Source organism: Pseudomonas putida (assembly GCF_016406145.1).
Lineage (GTDB): Bacteria > Pseudomonadota > Gammaproteobacteria > Pseudomonadales > Pseudomonadaceae > Aquipseudomonas > Aquipseudomonas putida_E.
On record NZ_CP066306.1, the window covers coordinates 4,363,176 to 4,387,557 of the forward strand.

At 61.0% G+C, this 24,382-nt stretch carries 37 protein-coding genes; 1 reads left to right on the top strand and 36 read right to left on the bottom strand.

Translation table 11 applies throughout. The annotated features are described in order from the left end of the window. Positions 1-14: 14 nt before the first annotated feature. The 23 genes from JET17_RS19950 to JET17_RS20060 form a co-directional block, all read right to left on the bottom strand. The gene (locus JET17_RS19950) at positions 15-644 is read right to left on the bottom strand and encodes a tail assembly protein (RefSeq protein ID WP_012315750.1); all 630 of its coding nucleotides are present in this window, start codon (positions 642-644) and stop codon (positions 15-17) included. A 42-nt stretch (positions 645-686) separates the two neighbouring features. Beyond that, on the bottom strand, positions 687-1,037 hold the full coding sequence (locus tag JET17_RS19955; RefSeq protein WP_012315751.1) for a hypothetical protein: 351 nt from the start codon (positions 1,035-1,037) through the stop codon (positions 687-689). Positions 1,038-1,069: 32 nt separating this feature from the next. Then, the gene (locus JET17_RS19960) at positions 1,070-1,825 is read right to left on the bottom strand and encodes a C40 family peptidase (protein ID WP_012315752.1); all 756 of its coding nucleotides are present in this window, start codon (positions 1,823-1,825) and stop codon (positions 1,070-1,072) included. A gap of 2 nt (positions 1,826-1,827) precedes the next feature. Further along, entirely contained in the window at positions 1,828-2,577 is a 750-nt protein-coding gene (locus JET17_RS19965) for a phage minor tail protein L (protein WP_012315753.1), read from the bottom strand. Continuing rightward, positions 2,574-2,912 (bottom strand): phage tail protein, encoded by a 339-nt coding sequence (locus JET17_RS19970; protein WP_012315754.1) that lies wholly within the window; start codon positions 2,910-2,912, stop codon positions 2,574-2,576. Before JET17_RS19970 ends, JET17_RS19965 begins: the two co-directional genes overlap by 4 nt. Further along, on the bottom strand, positions 2,912-6,226 hold the full coding sequence (locus JET17_RS19975) for a phage tail tape measure protein (RefSeq protein ID WP_012315755.1): 3,315 nt from the start codon (positions 6,224-6,226) through the stop codon (positions 2,912-2,914). The genes JET17_RS19970 and JET17_RS19975 overlap by 1 nt, the downstream gene beginning before the upstream one ends. Positions 6,227-6,270: 44 nt before the next feature. Continuing rightward, positions 6,271-6,504: a hypothetical protein gene (locus JET17_RS19980; RefSeq protein WP_012315756.1), complete on the bottom strand. Its 234-nt coding sequence runs from the start codon at positions 6,502-6,504 to the stop codon at positions 6,271-6,273. After that, positions 6,501-6,845, bottom strand: a complete 345-nt coding sequence (locus tag JET17_RS19985; protein ID WP_012315757.1) for a hypothetical protein — start codon at positions 6,843-6,845, stop codon at positions 6,501-6,503. The genes JET17_RS19980 and JET17_RS19985 overlap by 4 nt, the downstream gene beginning before the upstream one ends. A gap of 40 nt (positions 6,846-6,885) precedes the next feature. Continuing rightward, the gene (locus JET17_RS19990) at positions 6,886-7,386 is read right to left on the bottom strand and encodes a hypothetical protein (protein WP_012315758.1); all 501 of its coding nucleotides are present in this window, start codon (positions 7,384-7,386) and stop codon (positions 6,886-6,888) included. A gap of 55 nt (positions 7,387-7,441) precedes the next feature. Beyond that, positions 7,442-7,828, bottom strand: a complete 387-nt coding sequence (locus JET17_RS19995; RefSeq protein WP_012315759.1) for a DUF3168 domain-containing protein — start codon at positions 7,826-7,828, stop codon at positions 7,442-7,444. Further along, entirely contained in the window at positions 7,821-8,321 is a 501-nt protein-coding gene (locus JET17_RS20000; protein ID WP_012315760.1) for an HK97 gp10 family phage protein, read from the bottom strand. Before JET17_RS20000 ends, JET17_RS19995 begins: the two co-directional genes overlap by 8 nt. A gap of 3 nt (positions 8,322-8,324) precedes the next feature. Continuing rightward, positions 8,325-8,504 (bottom strand): hypothetical protein, encoded by a 180-nt coding sequence (locus tag JET17_RS20005; protein WP_012315761.1) that lies wholly within the window; start codon positions 8,502-8,504, stop codon positions 8,325-8,327. Between the two features lie 8 nt (positions 8,505-8,512). Beyond that, the gene (locus tag JET17_RS20010) at positions 8,513-8,839 is read right to left on the bottom strand and encodes a phage head closure protein (RefSeq protein WP_012315762.1); all 327 of its coding nucleotides are present in this window, start codon (positions 8,837-8,839) and stop codon (positions 8,513-8,515) included. Next, positions 8,839-9,138 (bottom strand): head-tail connector protein, encoded by a 300-nt coding sequence (locus JET17_RS20015; RefSeq protein ID WP_012315763.1) that lies wholly within the window; start codon positions 9,136-9,138, stop codon positions 8,839-8,841. The genes JET17_RS20010 and JET17_RS20015 overlap by 1 nt, the downstream gene beginning before the upstream one ends. Then, positions 9,139-9,510: a hypothetical protein gene (locus JET17_RS20020; protein ID WP_012315764.1), complete on the bottom strand. Its 372-nt coding sequence runs from the start codon at positions 9,508-9,510 to the stop codon at positions 9,139-9,141. It abuts the gene before it with no gap. 55 nt (positions 9,511-9,565) lie between these two features. Then, a complete protein-coding gene (locus JET17_RS20025; RefSeq protein WP_012315765.1) occupies positions 9,566-10,768 on the bottom strand; it encodes a phage major capsid protein in 1,203 nt (400 codons plus the stop codon). Then, the gene (locus tag JET17_RS20030; RefSeq protein WP_012315766.1) at positions 10,765-11,406 is read right to left on the bottom strand and encodes an HK97 family phage prohead protease; all 642 of its coding nucleotides are present in this window, start codon (positions 11,404-11,406) and stop codon (positions 10,765-10,767) included. The genes JET17_RS20025 and JET17_RS20030 overlap by 4 nt, the downstream gene beginning before the upstream one ends. Further along, entirely contained in the window at positions 11,393-12,607 is a 1,215-nt protein-coding gene (locus JET17_RS20035; protein WP_012315767.1) for a phage portal protein, read from the bottom strand. Before JET17_RS20035 ends, JET17_RS20030 begins: the two co-directional genes overlap by 14 nt. Positions 12,608-12,609: 2 nt before the next feature. After that, on the bottom strand, positions 12,610-14,298 hold the full coding sequence (locus JET17_RS20040; protein WP_012315768.1) for a terminase large subunit: 1,689 nt from the start codon (positions 14,296-14,298) through the stop codon (positions 12,610-12,612). Continuing rightward, positions 14,295-14,828: a terminase small subunit gene (locus tag JET17_RS20045; protein WP_012315769.1), complete on the bottom strand. Its 534-nt coding sequence runs from the start codon at positions 14,826-14,828 to the stop codon at positions 14,295-14,297. Before JET17_RS20045 ends, JET17_RS20040 begins: the two co-directional genes overlap by 4 nt. A 158-nt stretch (positions 14,829-14,986) precedes the next feature. Further along, a complete protein-coding gene (locus tag JET17_RS20050) occupies positions 14,987-15,325 on the bottom strand; it encodes an HNH endonuclease (RefSeq protein WP_012315770.1) in 339 nt (112 codons plus the stop codon). Continuing rightward, a complete protein-coding gene (locus JET17_RS20055) occupies positions 15,325-15,519 on the bottom strand; it encodes a hypothetical protein (protein WP_012315771.1) in 195 nt (64 codons plus the stop codon). Before JET17_RS20055 ends, JET17_RS20050 begins: the two co-directional genes overlap by 1 nt. A 49-nt stretch (positions 15,520-15,568) precedes the next feature. Further along, entirely contained in the window at positions 15,569-15,901 is a 333-nt protein-coding gene (locus tag JET17_RS20060) for a phage holin, lambda family (protein ID WP_012315772.1), read from the bottom strand. A 279-nt stretch (positions 15,902-16,180) separates the two neighbouring features. Between JET17_RS20060 and JET17_RS27390 the strand changes: the two genes are divergently transcribed. Then, positions 16,181-16,414 (top strand): DUF6555 family protein, encoded by a 234-nt coding sequence (locus tag JET17_RS27390; RefSeq protein ID WP_075044688.1) that lies wholly within the window; start codon positions 16,181-16,183, stop codon positions 16,412-16,414. Positions 16,415-16,785: 371 nt separating this feature from the next. On the opposite strand, the gene JET17_RS20065 is transcribed toward JET17_RS27390, so the two are convergent. The 13 genes from JET17_RS20065 to JET17_RS20125 all read right to left on the bottom strand — a co-directional run bounded on the left by JET17_RS20065 (position 16,786) and on the right by JET17_RS20125 (position 23,964). Then, the gene (locus tag JET17_RS20065; protein WP_012315773.1) at positions 16,786-17,145 is read right to left on the bottom strand and encodes a hypothetical protein; all 360 of its coding nucleotides are present in this window, start codon (positions 17,143-17,145) and stop codon (positions 16,786-16,788) included. A gap of 150 nt (positions 17,146-17,295) precedes the next feature. Then, positions 17,296-17,685 (bottom strand): antiterminator Q family protein, encoded by a 390-nt coding sequence (locus JET17_RS20070; protein WP_012315774.1) that lies wholly within the window; start codon positions 17,683-17,685, stop codon positions 17,296-17,298. Beyond that, positions 17,682-17,969, bottom strand: a complete 288-nt coding sequence (locus tag JET17_RS20075; protein ID WP_012315775.1) for a hypothetical protein — start codon at positions 17,967-17,969, stop codon at positions 17,682-17,684. The genes JET17_RS20070 and JET17_RS20075 overlap by 4 nt, the downstream gene beginning before the upstream one ends. After that, positions 17,966-18,496 carry a hypothetical protein gene (locus tag JET17_RS20080; RefSeq protein ID WP_012315776.1) on the bottom strand — a complete coding sequence of 177 codons (531 nt, stop codon included), beginning with the start codon at positions 18,494-18,496 and terminating at the stop codon, positions 17,966-17,968. The genes JET17_RS20075 and JET17_RS20080 overlap by 4 nt, the downstream gene beginning before the upstream one ends. Beyond that, positions 18,483-19,865: a replicative DNA helicase gene (locus tag JET17_RS20085; protein WP_012315777.1), complete on the bottom strand. Its 1,383-nt coding sequence runs from the start codon at positions 19,863-19,865 to the stop codon at positions 18,483-18,485. Before JET17_RS20085 ends, JET17_RS20080 begins: the two co-directional genes overlap by 14 nt. Further along, positions 19,862-20,644 (bottom strand): ATP-binding protein, encoded by a 783-nt coding sequence (locus JET17_RS20090; RefSeq protein ID WP_012315778.1) that lies wholly within the window; start codon positions 20,642-20,644, stop codon positions 19,862-19,864. The genes JET17_RS20085 and JET17_RS20090 overlap by 4 nt, the downstream gene beginning before the upstream one ends. Continuing rightward, positions 20,641-21,435, bottom strand: a complete 795-nt coding sequence (locus tag JET17_RS20095; protein WP_012315779.1) for a hypothetical protein — start codon at positions 21,433-21,435, stop codon at positions 20,641-20,643. The genes JET17_RS20090 and JET17_RS20095 overlap by 4 nt, the downstream gene beginning before the upstream one ends. Continuing rightward, the gene (locus tag JET17_RS20100) at positions 21,432-21,662 is read right to left on the bottom strand and encodes a hypothetical protein (protein WP_012315780.1); all 231 of its coding nucleotides are present in this window, start codon (positions 21,660-21,662) and stop codon (positions 21,432-21,434) included. Before JET17_RS20100 ends, JET17_RS20095 begins: the two co-directional genes overlap by 4 nt. Then, complete coding sequence (locus JET17_RS20105) at positions 21,659-22,300, bottom strand: hypothetical protein (protein WP_012315781.1); 642 nt, start codon at positions 22,298-22,300, stop codon at positions 21,659-21,661. Before JET17_RS20105 ends, JET17_RS20100 begins: the two co-directional genes overlap by 4 nt. Next, a complete protein-coding gene (locus JET17_RS27395) occupies positions 22,297-23,061 on the bottom strand; it encodes an ORF6N domain-containing protein (protein ID WP_012315782.1) in 765 nt (254 codons plus the stop codon). Before JET17_RS27395 ends, JET17_RS20105 begins: the two co-directional genes overlap by 4 nt. Continuing rightward, the gene (locus tag JET17_RS20115) at positions 23,058-23,351 is read right to left on the bottom strand and encodes a hypothetical protein (RefSeq protein WP_012315783.1); all 294 of its coding nucleotides are present in this window, start codon (positions 23,349-23,351) and stop codon (positions 23,058-23,060) included. The genes JET17_RS27395 and JET17_RS20115 overlap by 4 nt, the downstream gene beginning before the upstream one ends. Then, positions 23,348-23,638, bottom strand: a complete 291-nt coding sequence (locus JET17_RS20120) for a hypothetical protein (protein ID WP_012315784.1) — start codon at positions 23,636-23,638, stop codon at positions 23,348-23,350. The genes JET17_RS20115 and JET17_RS20120 overlap by 4 nt, the downstream gene beginning before the upstream one ends. After that, the gene (locus tag JET17_RS20125; RefSeq protein WP_012315785.1) at positions 23,635-23,964 is read right to left on the bottom strand and encodes a hypothetical protein; all 330 of its coding nucleotides are present in this window, start codon (positions 23,962-23,964) and stop codon (positions 23,635-23,637) included. Before JET17_RS20125 ends, JET17_RS20120 begins: the two co-directional genes overlap by 4 nt. Positions 23,965-24,382 lie beyond the last annotated feature (418 nt).

Here is a 24,382-nt window from a genome sequence, read left to right on the forward strand (position 1 = left end):
GTGCTGAGCTGGCCCTAGGCCTTGTCTTGAGCTTCGATGGAGATCGAGATGATAGCCCCGCCCCAGCGTCGCTTACCGATGCAGATCGGGACTGGATTGCCGCTGGCGGTGGTGTTCCTGGCGCTACCGAAAGCGTACGAGGGCTTGTTCTCTGCTGCTGCGCTCAATGATAGACCCTGAGCCTGAGGGCTGAGCAGCTGGATCACGCCACCAATAGCCATGGATGCACCAACGGCAGCGGCGACACCCCACCCTCCTGCGCCAGCCGCAAATGCGGCACCGACGCCACCGGAAGCTACTGTCGCGGCAACAACCAGAGCGACGCCAATCACGGTCTGCAGTAGGCCCCCGCGCTTGCTGCCACTGATGATCGGAACAATTCGAACTTCACGTGTACCGGCGCGGGAAAACTCGTCCAGCCCAACATTCTTCCTGTTGCGAAAAACCGCAAATCTGAGGCCAAGCCTGTCCAACCTCTTGATTTCATCCTCAAACCCTTGAAGCGTGGCCTTGAGGGCCTGAAAGACCTCCCAGGTAGATCCGGAGTCAATCATTCGACGATGCAGGCGCCCAAACTTCTGGGCAAGTGAGCCCGAAAGTTTGATTGTGGTCATGGGCGTGTAGGCAATGGAACTCGCAGTCATGCTTTCCTCCAGGCAATAAAAAACCGCCCGTAGGCGGTCTATTCACAGGCAGCTGTTGACTGCCTCGATTCGTCGATTTTTCCGCCAATCCATTAGGCCTGATTGGAAGTACAGATCCACTTCAGTTCCAGAGTTTGAGCCACGGAAGTCGGCAAACTCGACTTCACCAGCGCTGATAACTGTCCTGCCTCCACCTGCAAGGGACTGTATCGACGCGCCGTAGTGGGCTCCCATCAGCGACTGGTTCTGCCAGGCAAAAAGGACGCACTCAGCGAGGCTGTCGACAGGCTTTGCACTACTGAATGACCTGGCAGGCCCATCGGCCCGTTTCTCATTCATCGAAGCGCACCCGGCCAGCAAAGCCAGACCCAGAGCACCGATCAGAATTCGCATGTGATCCCTCCCTGAAAACCGGGAATGTACCATCACTTGGCATCGCGATGGCGAAGCACAAGCCGCGTCCGATCGAGCCAGGGCCCGCCAAACACAACAATTTCTGATGGCCGCCCCAGCAAGTGGTGCAGCATGAACGGGCCAGGGCCGAAGACCTCCGCCGCTTCCACGGGCAGCCGAGCGTCAGCGCCCAGGTAGATGCCGGCGTGGTTCGGGTGAGCTGTCCGGCCGACAGACATCACGATCATGTCGCCGCGCTGAGGCTGGCTGACCTGGTAAAAGCCAGCAGCCTCGTAGGTCTGCTCGTAAAGGCTCGGGCCGTCTGCCTGCTCCCACCATCCCTCCTCCCGGGCGTATGCCGGAAAATCCAACCCCCACTCGCGCTTATACCAGTCCGCGCAGACCTGCCAGCAGTCCCAGGCACCGTGCACGAAGGGTCGGCCCAGCAGCGGGGTGTGACCGGTCGGAGTGATGGTGCGCAGGTCGCCCTCTGGCCACGACAGGATGTACCAGGGCAACCCCGTTGCCTCGCACATCGCGAGGTCGCGCGGCGAAGGCCTGCTGGTCGCGTCAGGGTGCGAGTGCACAATGCCGATTACCTTGCCCTGGTCTTCGGCTGCCGCATACTGCTCTGGGGAGATACGGAACTCCTCGGACGGGTCGGTCGCGATGTTGTCGCATGGTAGGTACCGCCGGGAGCGGCCCACGGCGATGATCAACCCGCAGCACTCGCGCGGATACTCTGCCGCAGCGTGCACTTGCACGGCGGCGAGGATGTGTTTGCGCATGGTCAGCTCCGTGCGATCAGGGAAACGGCCGGGAAGCCGCCGAAGGGCAGCTGGTTACCCGGACCATGACGGACAGTGCACCCGGTATCGAAGCACCCATTGCACTGATCCTTGGCCGGATCGTCCGTTGGATTGCCGTCAAGGTCGAAATAAGGGCCGGTATAACCGCAGTTCGGCCCACGGTACCCGGCGGTCATTGCCCAGTGGCAAAGCTGGGTCATCTGCCGGCCGATTGTCTCCCCGCCCACGTCGCCAGGGCTGGCCAGCTCCCAAGACACAGCGGTGCCGTTCTCGGACACCTTCTGGTCGATGTACCAGACCTCGATCGCCTCCTCACTCGGGTCAGCTTCCGGGTTACCGGCGGGGAAATTTGCCGCGTCCAAGTAGCGCGCCATGGTGTGACGCATGGTCAGCTTGAACTCGAGCAAGTTGTCGAAGGCCAGGCACAGCGCCGTAATCCTGCCGTTGACGTTGCCCACGGTCAGCGTGGGTCGTACTGCCGTACCGTCCGAGTTCGCTTCAATGCCCTCTATCTGCATAGGCCAGGCACCGTACTCGTTGCCCTGCCACGAGATCGACTTGGCCGGAAGCTGGTCGGCGTTTGCGCCAGCTGCGGCCAGCTCCTCGGGCGAATGCGGGATTGCATGCCCGTGGAACCGGAGCGTGTCCGCCCCGAAGTCCGAACCGTCCAGTTCAAACAGCAGGATCTCCGCGCCCGGCTCCAGTTTCTGCAGCTGCGTGATCAAACTCATGGGTGAAACGCCCTCTCAAAGGTTGCCGTCAGCATCACCACACCTCCCGGCTTGCGCTGCTGCCGGAAGGTCTCGCAGCGGTACATGCCAAGCACGCCTTCTGGATTGGTCCAGAGGAAGGACTTGGCGCCTCGATGGCGACGTATGAACGCGATAGCCGGCGCAATCTCATCGGCCAGCCCGCCGAATGAAAGCGCCCAGCTGTCCGATTCGCCGTTCAATCCATCGCTTGATACCTGGACATAGCCATCGCCGAATTGCGATTTTCTGGTGCGTAGGGTGCTGTCGCCGCTGGCCTCATCGTCCGGTGTCCAGGTGAAAGTTTCGATCGCCATCAGCGTCTCCCGTTGCTGTTTCGATAGCTCATGCCGCCGGCGCGCCAAGAAGCGGCAATAGCCCGCTCAGCCACACCTTGCATCTGTTGCTGGATGTTCTGCTGCAGGGCTGTGCTATCCAGCTCCATCCCATCAGAGCTCCGATCTTCCAACGTCACGGCCACCGGCACGCTGACTTGAACAACGGTCGAGCCACCACCCGTTCCGCCGACCATCTGCACGCCGAGCGAGCCATCCGCCCCGCGCGCCAGCGGCATGATTGCCTCCGGCCCAGCCTCACCAGCGATACCAAGATCACCATCGCCCATGCCAAACATCGTTGGCGTATTCAGAATGGTATTGGTAGCGAACCCGGCACCTTTTTCGAACAGCTGCACGCCGTTCGACCAGGCGCCGCCCAAGGCTTGCGGAAAGTAGGTGCTGCCGTAGCCAGCCTGGGACGCGCCCAGATTCGAGGAAGTTGCCCCTGCCGATCCTGCCGGAAGGCCATTGCCACCACCGCCGCCGAAGAAACTACTGGCAGCGGAAATGCCCATGCCGACCAGCCCACTCAAGAGCGAACTCGCGGCCTGCTGGCTCGCAATCCTGCCCATGTCCGAGATCACACTGGTGGCGAAATCCTTGAAGTTGGCCTTCCCTGTCATGGCGAACTCGGCCACAGCATCGCGAGCAGAGTTGAAACCGGTGGTGAGCATGTCGTCGGTTGCGCCGGCCACGTTCGCCGCATCAGCTTGGATGTTGGCCCATGCGCGCTTGGCGCCGTTGCGGTAGTCACGTTGCGCCTGCAGCCTGGCCTCGAAGCCGTCGACCTCCATCTGCAGCTCACGCGCCTGGTAGTCGGCCAAGTCGGCCAGCCGCTGCTGGTAGGCGTCCTGGCTGAGGCGGCGTGACACGTCTTCCTGCTGTTCCTCCAGCTGACGGCGTGCCTCGGCATACTTCTGCCGCACCGCATTCAGCCGGTCAGCCTCTTCGCGCTGGTCGTCGCCCATGCCGACGCCGGCCACGTCCGCGCTGATCGCCTCCTGCCGCGTCTGCAACACCACTTCCATCGCCTTGCGATAGGCCTCGGCGCTGTTGCGGCGCACTTCTGCAAGCTTCCTCTCTTCCTCAGCCCGCTTCTGCAGGACAGGGTCGGCGTAGGCCGTGTTGAGGTTCTTGATGCCGAGCTCCATCTCGGCCGCGGTGATCTTGCCGGCAGCTTGGGCCTTGCGTAGCCCCTGCACGCCCTCCGCCAGATCCTCGAGTCGTTTCTTCTCCGGTAGCGCGCGGTCGATGATCGCGTCGAGTGCCTTGATCTCGTCATTCAGCGCCTTCGTGCGATCCTTACTGCCTTCGGTTGCATCCTTGTTGGCCTTCTTCTGCGCCTCAATTGCACTGGCTGCCGACAGGATTGCCTGGCGATCTGTTTCGGTGAGGTCGGCGTTCTCCGCGATATGGCGGTTGGCGATCTTCATTGCATCGCCATTGTCTTGCAGCCCGGCCAGCTGCTTTTGCAGGGTCTCGAGGTAGGTCTGCCCCGCAGAACTCATGCCAGCCTTAGCGGCGTTGTTGGCAGTGGTCGAGACCGTATTTCGGTCCGTCTCGCCTGTCAGCTCCGCGAGCTTGGTCTTCAGGTTCTGCAGCTCACCGCTTAGATCGGAGGCCTTGATCTGCCCGGTTTCGATGGCCTGGGCCATCGCCTCGGTTACGCCTGGGATGACGCGGACCTGGTCAGCGACAGCCTTCCAGTCCACAACCGCGCCCTTCGCAAAATCGTTAGCGGCGGCTCGCACCAAATCGAGTGCTTGTTGGGCCTCTGCTGGCATGGGCGCCAAGCCAGCCATTAGGCCGTCGACGCCAGCTGCACCTACGCCACGAAGATCATTTTCGAACCGATCGGCAATCGATCCTGATACTTGCGACAACTGGCTTTGCGTGTCCTCGATTTTGCCTTGCAGCTCCCGGAGCGCTACTGCTTGGGTCGCGCTGTTAAGCTTGTTGAACCGATCCACCAGTTTATCGAGCGGATCACTCAGGTCGCCGAGTTTCTTCTCAAGTGAGTCCGAGTTGTCCCGCAGCAGCAAGAAGCTGGCCGCCGCAGTGCCGGCCAGCAACGCCAGCCCCATCGGTCCGCCCAAGATGCCGAGCAGGCCGGCACCCACGGTGCGAAGACCAGCCTGTGCGGTTGCTACTGCGGCCGTGGCCGCCGCTTCGCGCTGGCGGGCTTGAGCCAGTTGAATCGACATCTGCGTCTGTACCGCCGTGCCGCGTGCAGCAGCTGCCTCGCGAGCCGCCAGGATGGTCGCGGTTTCGGCCTTACGCTGGTCGGCGAGTGCAGCCTGCAGCACGGCCTCGGCCTGGGCGATACGCGCCGCGCGGTCCGCCAGCGCCGATTTCGCAGCCAGCCCAGACTTCGCAACATAGTTGGTCAACGCCGCAACACCAGCGCCAGCCATGGCCACGGCCACCAGATCGACGTTGTCGGCCAGAGTGATCAGCACACTCGACAGGCCAGCAACAGCGCCGGTCTGCTCTTCCATGCCACCCAGGAAGGTTTGGACGGCGTTGCTGATGTTCACCATCGCATCCTGGACGCTGGTGGACATATCGGTCGCTGCCTTGCGGTTCACCTCGACGGTGCGTAGCAGGCCGGTATTGATGTCATCGAGCGACAGCTTGCCCTCTACGCCCAGTTTGCGGATTTCCTCGGCGCTCTTGCCGGTGGCGGTCGCGATCGCTGTGACGATGGTGGGCATGGCGTCCTGAATGGACACCCAGCCATCGGCCTCGACTTTGCCGGTCTGCAGAGCCTTGGAATAGGCATCAAGAGCGGAACCGGCCTTGTCGGCAGCAGCCGCGTTGGTCACCAGCAGGAAGCTGAAGCTGTCGGTGATGTCGAGGGTCTGCTGGGTATTGAAACCCAGGCTACGCATGACGTCCGCAGTACGGATGTACAGCTCTTGCGCTTCAGCCAGCGGCCGGTAAGTTTCCTGCGCGGTGCGCAGCAGGTGCTCCTGCACCGTCTGGTACTCACCAGCGCTGCCGGCGGCGGCCCTCATGCGGTCGGACATCTGTCCGTAAGCGTCGACCTGCTTGATGATGCCGCCGATCAATCCTGCACCAGCCACGGCAGCGAAGGCGCCACGCATTAGCACACCAGCTTTCTCGGCAGCCCCTCCTGCGCTGTCGAACGCCGAGTCGACCTGAGCGAGGTTTTGATCGATCGACTGGGTAGTTCGTGCGACTACCTGGTCTGCGCTGGCCAGTTCCCGACGCAGCTGCGCCGTTGTGGCCTCGATCTGGACCAGCATCCCCTGGACTTGTTGGTCGGCCATGCAAATCTCCAAGCACATAAAACCGCCCGGAGGCGGCACGCTATCTACTGTTTGGGCCGCCCTCGCAGGAAGCTCTTCAACTTGTCCGCGACGCTTTCACGCTTCTGCGGCAAGGCCTGAGCCTGGCCATGCGCCTGCCCGCGACCCGTCCAGTCGAGCCGAGCATCGAGCGCGAGCATGATCTGCGGGATGGGGGTGTGCCACGCAGTGTCGGGCGGCCAGCCGAGCCAGCCGGTGGCCACGCCGAACAAATAGTCGACGTAGCTGCCGTTTTTCACTGCGCTGTGCTGGCCGCCTCGTCCTTTCCCCTGGCGGCCACGCTCGGCGGTACCGGGTTGAGCAGGACGGTGATGTACTCGGTCAGCAGGCCCGACACCTTGGCCACGCCGGTATGGAACACTTCGCCAGCGATCACTGGATGTTGTTCAGGCTTCAAATCGGCGCCGGCGATCACAATGTCAGCACAGGCAGCGATGCTCATGATCCGCATGGACTCCAACGCGGCGCGCAGACCGCCGAAGCGGGCCTCGATTCGTAGCGCCGCATCGAGCGTGGGTTTCAGGGTGTAGCTGCGGGCGCCGATCACCAGCGTGACGGTGCCGTGCAAGGCTTCGCTCATTGGATTTCTCGCAGAAAAGAACGGGGCTCAGCCCCGTTGATCACGGGACGGCCGGGCCGGCGGGGATCTCGATGATGTCGGTGTTGATTGCAAACGTCATGTTGCGGCGCACGACGTTGTCGGCCGCACCAGGGGCCACCGTGTTGTTCATCACCTTCACACCGAAATAGAAAGTGGTTGGCAGAATCGGAGTGGCCGCGTCCGGGTCGCCGTCGTTGAGCGTGACCTTGACGTTGTAGTTACCCTTGGAGCGGTCCTTGTGCGCTACCGACACGGCCTTCTGACCGGCATCGCCGCTGTCCAGGCCCACGGTCAGGGTCATGTTGCCGGCGTCAGCTGTGCCCTTGTACTTGCGCACACGGCCATCGCTCAGCGCAGTGAAGTTAACGGCGCTGAAGGTATCGCCAAAATCGCCCAAGTCTTCGATCTCACCCACCTGGACATAGGTGTCGGCTTCGTACTCGGTGAGGGTGCCTGCACCGGTCTTGCCGCCAATGGCAAGGCGGCAGCCGGCGGCTGTGTTGAGGTTGTCTTCGGCCATGGGGGATCCTCCAAAGGCACATTGGATAAAAGCCGCGGCGCGGCCGATAAGTGATTCAGTGGGTGGTGATCACGCGGACAGTGATCGAACCCTGATAGGTGATGCCGTCGGCGTCGCGCTGGGCGTCGGCTTGCTCCACCCTGACAGACACCGCGCGCCCCACTCCCAGCGGCAGCCGGCGCTCATCCAGAGCGGCGATGACTTCGCCGTTGATGCGCTTGACCTCGGCCTGACCGACTGCATCGGACCAAACCGAGAGGTACAGCAGGCGCGTCTCACGCTTGCGGCCCGAAATCGGGCTGCTGTTGACCGAAACCTCCCGGTCGATGGACACATACGGCATGTCCGCATTAAGCGGCGCGCCGTCGTAGATGGGGCAACTGACCTCCTCTTGAAGCCTGGCGAAGATGGCCTCCTGCAGGGCCAAGGATGGATCAGTCATTGCCTACCCCCTGGCTCGCTTTGCGGAGCGTGCGACGCACGGCGGCTTCGATATCAGCCATGACGTACTCCCGGTTGACGTCCATCGATGGACGAAGCCAGGGATGTGCAGGCCTGGCCGGGATATCTGGATACTTGCCAAAGAAGTGCGTGCCATCGCTCTTGTTGGTGACGCGCCGATTACGATCACCGGCCCGCTTGCCGCCGATGTAACCCTTGGTACCGTACTCGATGAAGCGTAGGTAGAAGAATCGCCGGTTGTCGCGCTTACCGCGTATGCCGATTTGCGCATCCAAGCCGCTGGGCGAGACGTACACCTTGAGCGCGGCGGCGGCGGCCCCGGTATCTTTAGGAATCAGCTGCCGCTGGCTCTCCAAGATCCGGTTAGCAGCCTCCAGCATGGCCGGCTGAAGCTCGTTGTCCATCGTCTTGTGAATGTTTCGCAGCGTTCGGCGCAGCCGAATATCGCCCCGAATGCTGGACCGGCTTCCCATGGCTCACTCCTTGGCCTGGGCGCCCTTCGCTGGCTTATCAGCGGTGGTGGCCTCGTCTTTGATTTCCACGGCATAACCGCGGGCGATCAACCCTTCGCCATATGTCTTGTCGACGACGAAGACCTCGCCCTTCTCGCGCTCGCCAGAAGCGCCGGTTAGCGGCCCCAAAGCTTGAATTTTCATGGTTCACCTCATGGGTTTGGGACGCTGGAGCACAGCAGCCGCAGCATGTCCCGTTCGTTGTTGAGCAGTGGCGCCTCGACCTTGTAAGTGATGCCCGTGCGTTTCTCGGTCAGTCGCCAGCCAGCGACGATGTCCGAACGTGGCCGGATGCGGATCTCAGCGCTGATCACCGCTTGCAGCTGTTCGGCCACAGGCGAAACCCTACCCGTCGGCGTGGTGACCTCTGCCCAGACTTCGCCGACCTCCACCCAGGCCTCCGTGGCGCCGCCGGAGCGGTTTTGCTCGCGGTGGGGCTTGTAGATCCGGCAGCGGTGCCGCATGGGTCCGGCTTTCATCAGAAGCGCTTCCTGTACCAGAGCAGCCTTTCGACTGCGAGCGGCATGGCCGTGGCAATGGTGCCCACTGCAACTGCCTCGCGGTTGGCGTACCAGTGGCCGACCAGCAGCAGGACCGCCTGCTCAACATCGCTGGTCAAACCCATTTCCTCCGGCTCGACCGGGTCAGCATCGACCAGCTTGCGGTCACAGTGCTGCTCGACGTGGGCCTTGGCCGCTGCGACGTAACCGACGATCAAAGCGTCTTCCTCCTCGCCGTCGACCCGCAGGTGCATCTTCACGGTGGCCAGCTCGAGCATTTACTTGGCCTCGGCGGCGGCTTTCTCGGCGGCAGCCTTGTCAGCAGCTTCTTTCTCGGCAGCGGCCTTCTCGGCTGCTTCCTTCTCCACAGCCGCTTTTTCAGCCTCAGCCTTGTCAGCAGCTGCCTTTGCGGCTGCAGCCTTTTCGGTGGAGGCCTTCTCTTCCTTGGCCGCTGCAGGCTTGATTTCCTTTGGCTTCGCCGCTCGGGGCTTGCCGTTTGCATCCACCTCGACCGCCAGCCCTTTACCGATCAGCGAATAAGCGTATTCGTCATCCGCCTCGTCGAAGGTTTCGCCGGCCTTGATTTTGTTCGAGGTGCCACCCAGCAGGGCGCCGTTACCGACGAAGCCCCACAGAATCTTGATTTTCATGATGCCTCCAAGCGCGATAAAGCCGGCGACTTGCCGGCCTTCGCTAAGGGGTTGGTTACGCAGCGGTTGGGAAGTTGCCCTTGACCAGCGCTTCCTTGCGGCGGACGCCGAGACCCAGCCGCTCCTCAACCAGCAGCGCTCGTTCGTTCTTGATGAACTGGTCGTTGATCAGGCCCATCTTGAACAAGAACGACATGCGGTCGAACAGCGTGGTGGAGCGGGCAAAGTTAGCCACCAGGAACTCGCCACCGGCGGCTTCGTCGCCCTCGTCCATGCTGTCTGAGGTGATAACCGGACGGCCCCAGAGAATTGGAGTGACCAGGCCCTGGAGGTTGGCGAAGAGATAACGGTTCTCGCCATCCTTCTGGAGCTCGATGTTCATCCAGTCGAGCTCAGTCATCACCACGCCATCGGCGGACATCTGCGACTGTTTGCGAACCTGGTAGATAGCGCGGCGCACCAGGTCGATGGCGGTATCACCAGCCTTGCTCAGGGCCGTGTTGTAGGTGGTCGCCTGGGTCATCAAGCCATTCAGGTTCTCGCCGAGCCCGTCGCCCTTGAGGATCTGCGCCTCTTCCTCGAGCTTGAGGTCGTAGCGCAGAAGTTGCTGCAGGTAGGCGAACATCTGCGGCACGTCATCCAACGCCTCGTCCGTCACCGGCATCCAGACCGCGATCTTCTTCACGCGATCGGTGACGTTGGTGAAGGTGACATTGCTGGTTGGCTTTAGGCCGCCTTCCGCCACGGTCGCGGCGCCACGGGTGTGTACGTCCTCGCGGAAGTAGGTGTACTGCTGGCCGGAGACCGGGATCGCGGTCAGAAGATCGCGGATGCGCAGCTCTTGGCGGATGCCCGGCTGAATAACCGGGTCGTAGATCGGGGCGACGATACCGGCGCTGGTGACCTTCATTTCCTTCATGCTGGCCATGTCGGACTTGGTAACTTCGAGCTGCGCCAGGGAAGCGTTCTTCTGGTTCAACGCTTTGTAGGTGTCGTCGCCCTTGATCAGGTCGATGAAGCTCTTGCCCTCGCCCGGCAGACCACGCAGCTTCACGCCCTTCTGCTCGAGATCGACCACCTGGTCGATGACCTTCTGCAGTTCGCCCTTCGTGTCTGCGATCTGCTTTTTGAGGTCGCCAGCGACTTCGTTGCCTTTCTCCAACTCCTGCATGGCAGAGTCGTACTTCTTTTGCAGCTCACCGAAGCCGTTCTTGAGTTGCAGCTCCAGGGAGTCTTTCAGTTCTTTTACTTCGCTCATGGCGATACTCCAAAATATTGGGTGAACAAGTTGGGAATTTCTTTCAGCTCATCCACGATCGCCGTGGCCTCGCTTCCGCCGTCACGGCGCAGCGCGGTGTAGCCGAGCGAAGCGACTGCCGCCGCTTCCTTCTGCGAGAGACCCATGCGTTCACGCAGGGCCTTCTCGAAAAGCCTGATGTCCGACTTGACGCTGAGAACTTGCGCCTCGGGGTTCATGCCGAACGGTACGAATGAGGCCTCCCAGAGTTCGGCCTCCTTGATGACACGGACACGCCGGCCGGCGCGCTCTTCGAAATCTGCCTTGAGGGTGTTGAAGCCAATCGACATGCTGTCGAGGACTTCGTCCTTCATCAGCTCGTACGCGTCGCGCGCGTAGCTGACCTTGAGATTGACCTGGCCCTTCAAGAGCAGGCCGTGATCGTCCGACGTGAAGTCGGCGGCGCCGACCAGGCGGGTCAGGTCGTGGTACAGGGCAAGCTTGAGCTTGCCGCCGCGGGTTGCCTTCACCCGGGTGAACGCCCCTGGCACGATCACGTCGTCGCCGAGGTCTACGTTGTTGAACACCGCGGCGTAGCCTTCGAAGTTGCCGGCCTCGTCGACGGACTTGAGCTCAAAGGGGCATTCAAGGTTCGCCATTTGTTTGCATCTCCCACCGAGTAACCCGGTTGTATTCTTCGCCTTCCAGGGGAGGCAGGTTTTCCTTCAAGCGCACCTCATTGATGCTCATCCAGCCAGAGCCTCCTGAGCCGCCTAGCGCACCGCCGTAGTAGGTGGATCGGCCAGCGCTATCAGCGCGCATCAGCCCCTCGACGACGAACTCGACAAAGCGCCCGGATGCACCGAACAGCTTGCTGTTGAGCTCGTCCTCGACCGTATCGATGTAGGGCTTGAGGCCGAAGGTGATGAACCCGATCAGTTGCTGCTCCAAGTTGGAGCCCATGATTGAGGTCTTGCCAGCGCGGTTGGCCAACCAGAGCGGCACGCCGTAGATGCCCGCCAGCGCCTCCTCTTGGAACTGCTGGGATTCGATGAACTGCGCATCTTTTTGCGAAATCCCGGCTGGGTGAATCTTGGGTCCGCCCTGCAGGATCGCCATCTTGCCGATGTCGTCAGTGTCAGCCTTGCGGACATCTGGGAATCGCTTGAGGATCTGCTCTTGCTGCTGTTCGGTCAGAAAGCCGTCGTAGATGACGTAGCCGCCAGTGAAGCCGCCTTTGCGCATGAAGCGGGCCGACCACTGCTGGCCCGCCTTGGCTAAGCCCATGGTCTCGGCCTGGTATTCGAGCGGTGAAAGGCCGACGATCCCATCAAGGCTAAACAACTTGAAATGCAGCATGTTCTCGGGCGAAACCGGAAACGGGTTACCCTCGGCGGGTGTCACCGTGTAAAGCAGATCGTCTTCTGTATCGATCTTGACTGTTCGACCATCCAACGGCACCAGGCCGATCACATCCCCCTGACCGTTGCGCTCGATCAGCGCGAAAGCGTTGCCACGCAGCGCCATGTTCACGACCACGAACTTGAGAAAGTTCAGCATGGTCATGTAGGGGTTGGGCTTGCGCAGCAACTTGAGCATGCGGTCGTTGCCGCTGACCATCTGCCGACCGCCCTGCTTATCCTCATACAGCTTCAGCGGCAGGCCGCTCAGCGATTCCGAGAGTACTTTGACGCAGGACCAGACCATGCTGATGGACAAGGCGGTCCTAGTGGTGATCCGCACGCCAGCCTTCGTCCGCCTGCCGCCAACCTCTAGATCGGCCTCCACATAGTTCCCGGTGGTCGGGTCGGTATAACCGAAAAAGCCCCAGGTCGCGGGGTTGTACCATTTGAATGCCATGGTCAGCCTATGAGGTCGAAGAAGCCGTGGTTGAGGTAGTTGTCCATGCCGCTCTTCGCTTCTGGATTGAGGGCCATCAGCGTCACAGCATTGAACAGCGCCATGAGCGGGTCGATCTTCGCCGAGCCGCTGGCCTGCTTCGTGATCAGTATCGAGTTGCCTCGCGGCTCGACACGAGCATTGCCGCAGCACCACGCCATCATCGGCTGGCCGCCGTGCAGCAGGGCGCCCTCTGCCAGCTTGCGTTCCGCAGTTTTGATTGATCCGCCCAAGCGCCAGCCCTGCGAAATGCCGTCGATCTTGTCGCGGGGTATCCCGGCCGCCTCCAGGGCATCGAGAATCGCGCCGACACCAGCTGGGTCGAGCCCGACCTTGTCCAACAGCCCGGCCTGCTCGACCTTCGCGACCAACTGGGCCACGTCATCAATGTCATCACCGATCCGCTTGACCAGTGTCAGGTGCCCATCCTTGGCGAAGTCCCGAATGCGCGGTGCTTCTGACTTTCGGCGCTCCAGCACCGATGGATGCGCCCAGGCGTGAGTCCAGGTCAGCCAGCGCCGCGTGCCTATTTCACGCCCGATGGCAGCCAGCCCCAGCAGGTCGTCCAGCCCCCCGCCGTCGATCCCGATGTCGATCACCTCGCAGCGCTCGATCAGATCATCCAGGGTCTTGCACAGCTCGGAAGCTTGCTGCTCCCAGTAATCAGTGCCAGCCCAGCGATCGGACAACAGGGCCAGGCCGATCTCGACGTTGAGGTGCTTGGCCAAGAATCCGCGGAATGACTCTTCCCCATCCATCTGCGCTTGGGCATATCCACGTTCGATGAAGGGTTCATCGACCGACAGCCCCAGATTGGGGTTGGTGATATAGGCGTTGGAGAAATCCCGGTGCGCCCCAGCATCGAGCATCGCTTTGGGGAACTCGTACAGCACCGGCAAGAACGACTTGTCGACGATCTCGCCGTCGCGCACCTTGCGGGCATACAGCAGCTTCTGCCGGAACACGCCGGCCGGCGGCGCATCAGACTGGGTCGTTGCCCAGATGATGAAACCCTCTGGCCGAGACGCCAATCCACCCGTGGCCTCGCGCAACATGGCTTCGGCATTCGCACGCTTGCCGAATACCCACAGCTCATCGACGAACACGCCGATGGCCTTCTTGCCTGAAACGGTCTCGCTGTCGGCGGCCACCACCTTGAGCGTGGCGTTGGTCTGCCGATGGGTAACGGTGCGCAGGTGGTCCTGCACTTTGAGCAAGGCGTCTAATTCTTCATCGGCCCGCACCATGTCGCGGATCGGAATGTAGGAGTTGTCCGCGATTTCCTTGGTCGGCGCCAGGATGATGAACTCACCCGAGGGCCGCCAATTGAGGATCAAGGCCGTTAGCATGATGCCAGCGGCAATCGTCGACTTGCCGTTCTTCTTGCTGATCAGGAGCATGAACTCGCTGACCAGGCGACGCCCCTCGTCGGGGTCATAGGCGCCGAATATGGCGGCCACGAACTGGTTGACCCAGTCGCGCACAGTCTCGGACATCAGCGGGCTACCGGTGGCATCGACCATCCGGAGCGCACCGAATACGTCGAGGGCTTCCTCGGCCTCAGTCGGAAACAGCGGCTTGAACGGAATCAGACTCTTGCGCGCAACGATGCGCTGCTCCCAGTCAGGGCATGCAGTTGTCCAGTCCATCATTTAACCGACCTCAGCGGACCACGCCGGGCGCCGAACTTGCCAGTGGAGGCCTGCTCAGCCTTGGCCTGGGCCTGGTCCTTCTTCCCGCTCTCCCCTTTGCGGGGATGCACGAAGGGCATGAGTGCCTTGGCGGCATCGACCCGCAGCCTCGGCTCAGACTCCAGGTCGTTCATCACCGACAGCAGGAAGTCCTTTGGATCGCGGTGCAGGAGCGCCTGCATCAGGTCGAAGCCAGCTGGCTCCGGTTCCGCATGAGCGTCCTCTGCAGGCGACGGATCAGCCTGCGACGAGGGCTCCTGTGCCTGCTTAGCTTTAACAGGGGCTTTAACATCTGCTTTAACATCCGATGGCATCAGACCCAGGGCACGGAGCTTGGCCAACTCGGCCGCCACATCCTTGTCCTTCACCAGCCGAGACCCCGCCGCAGACGCTGTCTTCTCGGAATAGCCTGCTGCCACAGCTGCGTCTCGATTGGACGCACCTTCCCTCAGCGCTGCGATGAAAGCGCGCTTGCGGGATGTTAAAGCCATTTAACAAAAATCCTGTGGGGGAAAAAAATCTGTACGTGGGGTCGGAGGCGGTCTAGCTAGATGCGAATCGCTATATTTTGACCTCCCCCCACCCTCGCAGCACGTCACTGGCGTGCCGCGATGATGCCTCAGCCGACCTCGCGCCATTGCGTTGGCGGTCAGCCCATCAGGCCTGAAGCCTCCTCGGCCTGCTTGACCGAGTCGTGGCAGGGCTTGCAGAGCGACTGCCAGTTGGCCTGATTCCAGAAGAGATCCTTGTCGCCTCGGTGCGCCACGATGTGGTCGACGACGCTGGCCGCTGCCGTTCGCCCTTGCCGGGCGCAGTATGCGCACAGTGGGTTATCACGTAGGTACTGCTCTCTCGCCTTCTGCCACCGGTAGTCGTAGCCACGTTGGGAGCTGGTCATACCGCTCCGCCAGCTGCCAGGAGTGACCACCTTGACCCGCGACCCTGCGCTCTCCTTGATGCGTGAGCCGAGCGTCTTGAGCCTGGCCATCAGCCTTTCGCTTCGCTGATCAGACGCACGATGTCATCAGCCCGCTGCTTAACCTCAAGCACCTGACCATCGAAGGTGCGAACAATGGCGCAGATGCCGTGCCACTGCGAGCTGGTGCCGGCTTCCTGCACGCGGGCAATGGCGGTCGGGGCCAGATAGTGCTGGCGACGGTTGATGTCGGTCAGAGTGATCATTGCGATACCTCGCGCCACGAAACGGCGCACCTAGAATTTGTGGCGCGGCTCAGTCAGTCTTGCGGGCAGGCAGCTTGAAGTCGGTAACGCGATCAGCAATCGCACGAACCTTTTCCACTCCAAGGAGGCCAACCCACCCGCCAACAAAGGCAGCCATGCTCTGTGGCAGGCCGAAGAACTCGAAGCCACTGATGATTGTCAGGGTCAGGCCGCCGCAGATGGCTCCCTCCACCAGCATCTGCCGGCGAGTGCCACCACCGTAGGTGATTCTCAGTACGGCCATGGCGCAGGAGAGGCCGGCCGCGTACAGCAAAGGCGAATGCTGGCTCAACCACGCAAGCGCAATCGCCCAGGTGTCTGGTTTGTCTGGCATGTTGGACATCCGGGTTCCTCCCTTGCGGGAAGCAGGAAAAGAAAAGACCCGCCGTTGTGGCGAGCCCGGGAGTATGTGCGGAAGGCTGGAGCGACCAACCACTCAGCGGTAGCAGTAGAGGAGCCTTCTGCCCAGCGGGGTGGCTGTGCCTGGTCCGAGGTCGGTCGAGCCCATATTTACTCCAGAATACTCATCGAAAAATTGCTGTGATGGCCCGACAGCAGCATTGCCGCGCCCGTACTTAAGCGGTAGAAAGATTGATGGCCTAAAGCAATCGGAAATAGGGAAATGACAACCGACTCACTTTATGCCGTCGTGTATGAGTTACACGGCGGGACACGGCGCTTCATAATCCGGGCCGAGCGCATGGACGATGCCAATGCTTGGCATTGGGCCGCCTGCGATGCGGGCGTGGGAGTGATACCGAGGTTCGGGGCCGTAAAATTTCACATGGTTGATAAATCATCAGCCGAACGATACGGCATCACCAATGTGCGGTGGAGCAAATCGAGCAGACTATGAAATACCGCATCGACTACAACCTCAGAGGCCATACCAAATTCTGGATATGCGATTGGTCTAGCAGGCCGAGCGAAGACAATGTGCTCACCGCTCTCCTCCGCCTGCATGCTCCCGCTGACGCCCTGTCCGAGGTGCGTCCACCGTGCCGCTTATCACACAATGAATTGCGCAGTGCGGTCGCCGATTTGGGTATCTCGGATGTACGCATTGAGGGGGATAAATAGCTATATCGGGATACCCAGGCCGACGCTGGCAAGTACGCCGGTCACTGCGAGGGCGCCGGTACTTGGCTCGGCCATAAGCACTGCTCCATAAATGAAAAAGCCCCGCACAATGGCGGGGCTCAGGATGTCAGCGATCAGACTGACTCTTTAGGCTCGTTTTTCACAGCCTGGGCGGGAGGTGTCGATAATCAAATCACCCTCCACTCGATATCCGATGGAGCCCACGAGGAAGGCGTGGTTGAGCTGGCTCATCACAACATCCGAGAGACCAACTGCACACCCATCCTTCTGAATGGCGTTATCCATAGCAGTCTTCATGTTGGGAATGCCGAACGGAAAGAGGATAACGGGGTAGGTGTCTTCGCCAGTGACTCGGGACCCCTTCACGAACTTCGAAGAATTGATGTTGTAGTTCTTGGTACTCGCGACAGTCATGTCGGCTACTCGAACAGTGCAGCCCGAAGCGACAGCGGCGGCGACAATTACAGTGAAGATGGCTTTTTTCATGGGTTCCCTCCAAGTGAGGGCGCGGAATATATCAAAAAGCCACTACAACAAAAACCCCGACACAATGGCCGGGGTTCATCTGTGTCGCGTGCTGTTGCAGGCTGGACACGCTGCTATGAAAACAGGTGTTTATCCGCCCGCATAGAACTTTTACGCCGCCTCTCGAATTTCCTCCAGAGCGCAATCAATCCATGCAACCCCCGCCTTGATGATCTCTCGGGCTTTGCGCTCGGACATGCCCGCATCCCGCCCTACCCGCATGGCTGGATGCTTTGACCCGTAGTAGGCCCAGACGAAGTCACCCATCTGTTGGTTACGCTTTGTCAGTCTGGCCACGGCACCGTCCACAACCAGCGCTAGGTCGTCCGTGATCACGTGCTGCCTGACACCGCCCTCGCTGGGAACGTTGTCGCGCATAAGCGCATAGAGCGGCGACACATACCGGGGCACCCCCATTTCACTCATTCGCCACCAGCCCCATTGCTCCAGCAGGTACTCGGTATCGCCCAGCGCCTTGTCCACGTAGGTTCGTTTCTTCATGCAGCCCTCCGGGGCGTTGGGTCGGTGTCCAGGCCGAACAGCTCGCGCAGCAGCTTGTCAGCGTGTTTGTTCTTGGCGTTGCCTTCGGTGATCCAGCCCTTGGCGAACTGCTCGAACCCCAGGTTGGCGCGCGCAGCGTGCCAGTCGGCCACGATGTCCATCAGCGCGGCCGAAGCGATCCGGCCTTTGTTCTGCTCCAGCAGCATGCGGTTGCCAACCTTGAGGAACTTGCACTCAACGGCGGTCATACTTTTGCGCGGTTGCGCCGCGGTAACGTTGCTCATCGAGCTACTCCTTGGGCCATGCGGGCCTCAGCAAGTCGAACAAAACCCAGGAACTGGTCAGCTGGCATCGCCTCCTTGATCACGTCGAGGATGACCCGGTCCATGTGCTGCTGGGCGTGCACCTTGGCTTCCTTGCGCAACTGGCCGCATCGGTAAAGCAGGCGGGTGCGGTCATGGTTGATGTGCTTGAGCGCCGCTTTGGCCCGGTTGTACCAGCTCCGGTCGTATGGGCGCCCCTGAACAGCGCCCTCCTGTGCCTGGCTCAGCGCCAGCTCTAGGCGGATCGCGTCACTCATCAGTTGCTCGTGCAGGGCCTCGCAGGCCTCAAGGGTTTCGGGCAGTTCACGAGGGCCGACCAGGCGCCGGTGTGCACTTGTAGGTGCGTGGGTGGCGGGCAATTGCTCGTTCTCCAAAATGGAAGGAGCCTGCTCGGCGCCAGCACGCTTGGTCACGGTTACCGAGACAACCGGTTTTGTAGGAGTGCGTGCTGGCGGCTTGTGGCCTGGCCAGAGATCAGAAAGTTTCACGGTGCTGGCTCCCCTTACGGTGTTTGGAGAAATTCACGACGCGGCCCATCTCGACCTCGTCGTCACTTGGCGGACGGCCGCCGAACGGCACAAAGCGCACGTATTGGCCCTGGGCCTGGACAAGGCAGGTGCCAGGCTTGCCGTGGCGGCACTTGCCCACGATCAGCTCGGTGACGCCGTTCTGGCCTTCCTCGCTGTCAGGGTCACGGTGCACAAGGATCACGGCGTCGGCGTCCTGCTCGATCTGGCCAGAGTCGCGAAGGTCGCTCGGGCGTGGTCGCTTGTCGGGGCGGTTTGCAGGCCCGCGGTTCAACTGCGCCAGCACGATCACCGGCACACCGAGCTCCTTGGCCAGGTTCTTGAGGGAGGTGCTGATCTTGCCCACTTCAAGGGCGCGGTTCTGGCTACTCTCGGATGCGATCAAAGTCAGGTAATCCACCACCAGCACATCTAGCCCTTCACGCTTCTGGCACTGCCGAGCGATAGAGCGGATGCGAGGCATAGTCATGCCGGCCTGGTCGTTGGCGTACAGCCTGGCGCGATTCAGCAAGCTCACAGCGCTGGTGATCTTCGGCCAGTCGTCATCCTGCAGGGTGTTACCCGCGTCGATGCGCGACAGGTTCACGGCGCCAAGGGAAGCAATGCCCCGCGCGGCCAGTTCTTCCTTGGTCATTTCCAGACTGAACATGAGGCCAGCGTGGCCCAGCGAAACAGTGATGTGCTGGGCGATCTGCTGGCCGAGGATCGTCTTGCCAGACCCGGGCAGGCCGGCCACGACGATCATGTGACCAGGTCGAAGACCGCACAGGATGTTGTCCAGATCTGGTATGCCTGTACTAAGGCCTCGCGAGACAGTGCCGTTGAACCGTGCGTCGATGCCGTCGATCACTGCGGGCAGCACGTCGCCGATGCGGTGATACTCAGGCTCTGCGCTGTCGAGGTTGCGCAGATCTGCGGTGGCCTGCTGCGCCAGCGCAATCACTTCCTCAACGTGCTTGTCGTCGTGGACACTGCCCCGTATCACCTCAGCCACCTCTACCACGCGGCGCAGCGTCGAGCGCTCCAATACCGTACGCAGATAGGCCTTCCAGTTCGCCGTGCTGGGCGTGTTCTTGGCGATGGTACCGGCGTAGTAGATCGTGCTCTCGCCGCTGGGTAGCGTCGGGTATCGCGACCCAACCGTAACCGGGTCGACCGAGTAGCCGGCAGCGTGGGTATTGCAAATCGACTGATACAGGGCAGCGTTCTCAAGGTCGCTGAAGTCCTGGGTGGTCAGATTGCTGGTGATATCGTCGTACAGGCTGGCATCAAGCATCAGGGCGCCCAGTAGGGCGTGCTCGGCCTCAATGCTGAACAGGTCGCGACTCATGCGGCACCCCGCACGGACTTCCAGCGCAGCACCAGCACTTCACCGCCGTTGTCGCACAGCCGATCAACCACCCGATCTCCGATGAACTTGCGTACCTCGGGGAGACTTAGGTTCGAGATCATGATGGTGGGCAGCTTGCGACCATAGCGGCCGTTGATGACTTCGAAGATCACCTGACGCTCGAAATCGGTACCGTGCTGGGCACCAACCTCATCCACCACCAGCAGGTCGTAGCTGCACAGATCAGCGTAAACCTCAGCTTCGCTCCGGCCCGACTTACCGAACGTCTCTTTGACGCTGCGGATGATGTCAGACGCGGTGGTGTACAGCGCATTGGCACCGCCAAGGGCATCAGCCTGGATCACCGCCTGGATGATCGCAGAGGCCAAGTGCGTTTTCCCGGTACCCATGGTGCCAAGCAGGATCAGCGAGCGACCGGCTTCCCAGTTCTGATCAAAATTCTCGGCATAGTTGCGGCATCGCGCCAGTACGCCAGGCTGCTCGCCTGGAGCGAAATCAGTGCGGTAGCTGTCGAAGCCCAACCCACGGAACCGCGGCTGCACGTTGCTGGCCATCAGCAGCGCGTTGGTCGTCCGGCTATCCAGCAAATCTACAGCCTGCTGGCGCACTTCCTGGTCGGCAGAGTGGCGGGCATCAAACTCGCAACGCGGGCACCCAGTCCAGATCGCCGGGCCGGTGAACTGCTCCACCAGCTTGGCGTCGTAGCCGCCGTGCTCCGCGCAGATGGTGCGCTGGGTCTTCAGGATGAAGTCGTTCATGGGTACTGCCTCGCAATGCGGTAGGAGCCATCGGGCTGGCGCTCAAGGCCTTCCTCGTGGTCGATCTGGTCCAGGTCTAGGTGTGGGGATTGGTGATGCGCGCCAGCAGTTGGAAGCTCGTCGTCCCAGCGCTTGCCGTTCAGCCATGTAGCTGCGTGCGGGATGAACTGACCGCCATCCTTGGTCCAGTCGGGAGACTTGCTCCAAGCAGCCAGGGCGATGCACATGCGGGTGAACAGGGATGCGTCCACTTTGAGCTTCTTCCAAACCTTCTCGGCACTGGCCTTGCCGACCTTGCGCGGGTAAAGCTTCCAAAAACGATCAAACTCGACCTGCTCGGGAGCGTCAGCGACCGTTGGTTTTTTCTCTATTGATTGAGTAATAGAATCCTTTATTAAGTAGTTGTCGGTTTGCCCACAGTTCGGTAAACCCACACTTCGGTTAACCGAATATTCGGAAACCTGTAGGTTCGGTTCGTAGTGGACGATCACCCGGCGTCCGAGCACCTTTCCGGACCCCTCCTCGCGCACGACTTCATGGCTGACCAGCCCCAGCTCCTTGAGACAGGCCATGGCCTTCGAGTAGCGCTCACGACCGATTGCGAACCGGTCTTGCAGGTGTGAACCAATGACCTTCCAGTCGCTGGATCGGGTCTGGAGGTAGGTCCAGATAGCCAGGGCATCAGGATTGATGATCATGGCCACCACATCGTTGCTCAGTGAGCTGTACGGTGCCTGCTTGGCGTAGAACGTCGTGGGCGTAGCTTTTTCCACGTTCACTGGCTTGCTCACAGCTGCAGCTCCTCACAAACGCGGCGCACGAAGGCGTCGTAGCTCTCGGCCATCTCGAAGCCGCTGTCTTCCATCGCCTGGCGCCCGGCCTTGGCCAGCTCGTACAGCGCCCACCGCTCTCGCTCTGGAGGGCCCTTGAATTGGGTGTAGGTTGGCCATGGGCCGTTGATGATCGTCGCGCCACCGCGCTGCTGGAGCGCCTGGGCATGGTTCGGGGTCATAGTCATTGGAGAGTCTCCGATGAGGGACCGGTGCTATCCGTCCATGGGTTGACCTGGACCACTTCAACGCCAGCAAAGGGTGAACCTGGGCCGAACAGATCAGGCAGGTCGCCCTCGGGAGCCGTCTTAATCCAGTCGACCATCGCCATGAAGCAGGCCTCAAACAAAGGCCCGCCCTCTCCCCAGCCCTCGGACTGTGGGTTGGCGCTGTTTTCCAATCTTGCGACGTAGATCAGCCCCGCAAGACCTCGCTCGTCGTTCTGGATTGCTGGACGATGTACCGGGTTGATGCTCAGCAGGTCGCACAAGCAGTCGAAGCCAATGGCGTCGTAGCTGTTGTCGGTGTCCTTGATCAGGTGATAGCCCATGCCAATCAAGCCCCGCTTGATGTCTCGAACGTCATCGTCGCGATGGGTTCGGGATTTCTCCAGGAGCCTATCCATCTGCTGCTGGGTAAACGGATAGCCCTGCAGCTTTGCAGCTTCGCGCCTGAACACTCGGCGCTCGGCACGTATTTCAGCCAACCTGGCCAAGCTGATGCGAACCATTCGCTGAGTCAGGATCAGCATGGTCCTCGGCGAGTGGTCAGGTTTGCGTGCGATCTTGGCGAGCTTCTCGGCGACCTTAAGTCTGATGAGGGTCATTCGTGCTCTCCAGCAGCGCCGAACAGATCGGCCAGGTCAATTTGGTAAACAGCCGCCCAGGCGGCAGCTGGCCAGGAGCGAACCCAGCCGAATCGAGGGTCTTGGACTTTCGGGGCGGCCACACCGTGGCTGTCGCACCAATTCTTGAGCGGGCGGAAACCCTGGCCACCGAAACTCCGGTGGACCGCCTTTTCAACCGCCGTCACGGTGGCGTGCTGGCAACCACGACCCAGTTCGTTCTCCAGGTGCATTGCCTTGCGGACTGCAGCTGATGCGGTGGCCATGGCTGTGGCTTCGCGCCGGCTACCGATCTCCGCCTTGGTGGCAATTGCATGATCTCGCTGCTCGAGCGCCAGCTGCTCAGAACGCTTCGAGGCCAGCAGGTGCTCCAGCGCTGTGATGTAGTCGGTGGGCAGCGCGGGAGCCGGCCTGAAGTAGTTGTTGACCAGCTGGCGCTGGACCGACCACGACAGATCGTCGGTGAAAGGCTTGACCAACATCAGATAGCCTTGCTCGGCCATCAGGATCAGTCCGCGGTTGGGCACCTCAATTCCAAAACAACGCAAAACGTCTTTTTGGCTGGTGTCGGCGAAGAAGTAATCCGCCCCCTCGATGAGACGGTCCTTGTGGGCGGTGAAGGTGCGGCCAGCAGTTCCTTCGGGCCGCTCATGCACCTGATCGATCATCGCCAGGGTGACGACGCGCTGGCCCCGGTACTCGACGACGGGCAGCTGAGTGTCGTGGATGGTGACCAGGTTCATACGTCCGCCCCCTCACCAACCAAGCCATACGACGCGCCAAGGTGCCGGTGCTGCCAGCAGAAGTTGCCGCTGAATGTGCGCGCCTGTTCCAGATGGCGATCCAGTTCCTTGGCAAGCTCGTTGTGATAGCCGCCCAACATGGGGATCACGATCGTGCGCACCAAGGCTTCAAGCTTGCGGTGTTCCAGTCTGGCAAAGTTCATGTAGGCCATCGCCTGGGCATCCAGCATGGCCGGCTGCAGCAGTTGACCTTCACGAGCCAGCGGGGCTTGGGCTATCGGCGCGCTCATGCCGCACCTCCCGCGCCACGATTTCGTGAGGTAGGCTTTCGTGGCGCGCAATGATCTTTGTGAATTTGCCTGAAGCGCTCGATTTCGCGGTCAACTCCGGAAAATCCGGTGTCGTCGAGAAACTGCGCCAGGCTGGCCAAGCTATCCGCGTGAAGGCCGCGGTCATGGGTGTGGCTCAGGTGAACAGCGCGGACCAGGGAGCTCAGCCAGATCAGATTGTCCTTGGCTACCATCAGCTGGAACTCGGCCTCAGCGGCCACGTTTGCAACGATTGGCGCAGTGGTCATGACTGTGCCTCCGTAGCTGGCGATGCGACGCCCTTCTGGACGCTCCACACCAACGTAGAAACGGTCTCGCTCAGAAACTTCAAAGCTTCCATTGCATCGCAGTAGACCGACTCACCGTAATTTAGCGAGTCGTGGACGTGCTGGCACAGCTGTCCCATGCCAGACGCGAGAACCTTCGCTGCCTGCAGGGCATCTTCCGCATTGACACCGGATTCGACCTTGAGCAAGTAGAGGCCGCGGTTGTCGATTGGGGTGTCGAAGAAAGCAAGCTCGACGGTCTTGGTGGGTTGCGCCGGTGGTGGCGCGGTGTTATTTTCTGAACTCATTTTGGTTTCTCGAAGCAAAGTGATACCCAGCCACCAGGTGCGAACTGGTAGCGACTTAAAGGCTCAGCTAAGGCTGGGCTTTTTTGTGTCCGGTGTTTTCCATTCCACCATCGCGCAAAGCCCAGAAGTGCAACCCCAGGATCCTGGGGTGATTCGATTACCCCGGACGGGGTTGGCGAATAGATGTCTGCGCGCGCATATCACGCTCCTTTGAAAGCGCAACCTGCGCTCGCGATAAGTTTCGGGTTATTCAAATGGCTACTGCTCGCCATTGGAAGGCCCTGAACAGGGCCTACTTGAAAAGAGAATCCACAAAACGGTCTTACGCCGCCACTCAACTCGTGCGCGTTACTCGTTAGCATGGGATTGAACTGTGAATTGGCGGCAATGCTCGATGGTCTGCTAACCATCGAGCTAG

Bases quoted from the DNA above. Each gene is read 5' to 3' on its own strand.
- JET17_RS19950 (WP_012315750.1), bottom strand. From the start codon at position 644: ATGACTGCGAGTTCCATTGCCTACACGCCCATGACCACAATCAAACTT.
- JET17_RS19975 (WP_012315755.1), bottom strand. From the start codon at position 6,226: ATGGCCGACCAACAAGTCCAGGGGATGCTGGTCCAGATCGAGGCCACA.
- JET17_RS19970 (WP_012315754.1), bottom strand. From the start codon at position 2,912: ATGGCGATCGAAACTTTCACCTGGACACCGGACGATGAGGCCAGCGGC.
- JET17_RS19985 (WP_012315757.1), bottom strand. From the start codon at position 6,845: ATGAGCGAAGCCTTGCACGGCACCGTCACGCTGGTGATCGGCGCCCGC.
- JET17_RS20060 (WP_012315772.1), bottom strand. From the start codon at position 15,901: ATGTCCAACATGCCAGACAAACCAGACACCTGGGCGATTGCGCTTGCG.
- JET17_RS20050 (WP_012315770.1), bottom strand. From the start codon at position 15,325: ATGGCCAGGCTCAAGACGCTCGGCTCACGCATCAAGGAGAGCGCAGGG.
- JET17_RS20040 (WP_012315768.1), bottom strand. From the start codon at position 14,298: ATGATGGACTGGACAACTGCATGCCCTGACTGGGAGCAGCGCATCGTT.
- JET17_RS20035 (WP_012315767.1), bottom strand. From the start codon at position 12,607: ATGGCATTCAAATGGTACAACCCCGCGACCTGGGGCTTTTTCGGTTAT.
- JET17_RS20045 (WP_012315769.1), bottom strand. From the start codon at position 14,828: ATGGCTTTAACATCCCGCAAGCGCGCTTTCATCGCAGCGCTGAGGGAA.
- JET17_RS19990 (WP_012315758.1), bottom strand. From the start codon at position 7,386: ATGGCCGAAGACAACCTCAACACAGCCGCCGGCTGCCGCCTTGCCATT.
- JET17_RS20055 (WP_012315771.1), bottom strand. From the start codon at position 15,519: ATGATCACTCTGACCGACATCAACCGTCGCCAGCACTATCTGGCCCCG.
- JET17_RS27395 (WP_012315782.1), bottom strand. From the start codon at position 23,061: ATGAACCTGGTCACCATCCACGACACTCAGCTGCCCGTCGTCGAGTAC.
- JET17_RS20125 (WP_012315785.1), bottom strand. From the start codon at position 23,964: ATGAGTTCAGAAAATAACACCGCGCCACCACCGGCGCAACCCACCAAG.
- JET17_RS20090 (WP_012315778.1), bottom strand. From the start codon at position 20,644: ATGAACGACTTCATCCTGAAGACCCAGCGCACCATCTGCGCGGAGCAC.
- JET17_RS20015 (WP_012315763.1), bottom strand. From the start codon at position 9,138: ATGCTCGAGCTGGCCACCGTGAAGATGCACCTGCGGGTCGACGGCGAG.
- JET17_RS20120 (WP_012315784.1), bottom strand. From the start codon at position 23,638: ATGACCACTGCGCCAATCGTTGCAAACGTGGCCGCTGAGGCCGAGTTC.
- JET17_RS20105 (WP_012315781.1), bottom strand. From the start codon at position 22,300: ATGACCCTCATCAGACTTAAGGTCGCCGAGAAGCTCGCCAAGATCGCA.
- JET17_RS27390 (WP_075044688.1), top strand. From the start codon at position 16,181: ATGACAACCGACTCACTTTATGCCGTCGTGTATGAGTTACACGGCGGG.
- JET17_RS20000 (WP_012315760.1), bottom strand. From the start codon at position 8,321: ATGGGAAGCCGGTCCAGCATTCGGGGCGATATTCGGCTGCGCCGAACG.
- JET17_RS19965 (WP_012315753.1), bottom strand. From the start codon at position 2,577: ATGAGTTTGATCACGCAGCTGCAGAAACTGGAGCCGGGCGCGGAGATC.
- JET17_RS19955 (WP_012315751.1), bottom strand. From the start codon at position 1,037: ATGCGAATTCTGATCGGTGCTCTGGGTCTGGCTTTGCTGGCCGGGTGC.
- JET17_RS20005 (WP_012315761.1), bottom strand. From the start codon at position 8,504: ATGAAAATTCAAGCTTTGGGGCCGCTAACCGGCGCTTCTGGCGAGCGC.
- JET17_RS20030 (WP_012315766.1), bottom strand. From the start codon at position 11,406: ATGGCGAACCTTGAATGCCCCTTTGAGCTCAAGTCCGTCGACGAGGCC.
- JET17_RS20025 (WP_012315765.1), bottom strand. From the start codon at position 10,768: ATGAGCGAAGTAAAAGAACTGAAAGACTCCCTGGAGCTGCAACTCAAG.
- JET17_RS19995 (WP_012315759.1), bottom strand. From the start codon at position 7,828: ATGACTGATCCATCCTTGGCCCTGCAGGAGGCCATCTTCGCCAGGCTT.
- JET17_RS20065 (WP_012315773.1), bottom strand. From the start codon at position 17,145: ATGAAAAAAGCCATCTTCACTGTAATTGTCGCCGCCGCTGTCGCTTCG.
- JET17_RS19960 (WP_012315752.1), bottom strand. From the start codon at position 1,825: ATGCGCAAACACATCCTCGCCGCCGTGCAAGTGCACGCTGCGGCAGAG.
- JET17_RS20100 (WP_012315780.1), bottom strand. From the start codon at position 21,662: ATGACTATGACCCCGAACCATGCCCAGGCGCTCCAGCAGCGCGGTGGC.
- JET17_RS20115 (WP_012315783.1), bottom strand. From the start codon at position 23,351: ATGAGCGCGCCGATAGCCCAAGCCCCGCTGGCTCGTGAAGGTCAACTG.
- JET17_RS20085 (WP_012315777.1), bottom strand. From the start codon at position 19,865: ATGAGTCGCGACCTGTTCAGCATTGAGGCCGAGCACGCCCTACTGGGC.
- JET17_RS20070 (WP_012315774.1), bottom strand. From the start codon at position 17,685: ATGAAGAAACGAACCTACGTGGACAAGGCGCTGGGCGATACCGAGTAC.
- JET17_RS20075 (WP_012315775.1), bottom strand. From the start codon at position 17,969: ATGAGCAACGTTACCGCGGCGCAACCGCGCAAAAGTATGACCGCCGTT.
- JET17_RS20010 (WP_012315762.1), bottom strand. From the start codon at position 8,839: ATGAAAGCCGGACCCATGCGGCACCGCTGCCGGATCTACAAGCCCCAC.
- JET17_RS20020 (WP_012315764.1), bottom strand. From the start codon at position 9,510: ATGAAAATCAAGATTCTGTGGGGCTTCGTCGGTAACGGCGCCCTGCTG.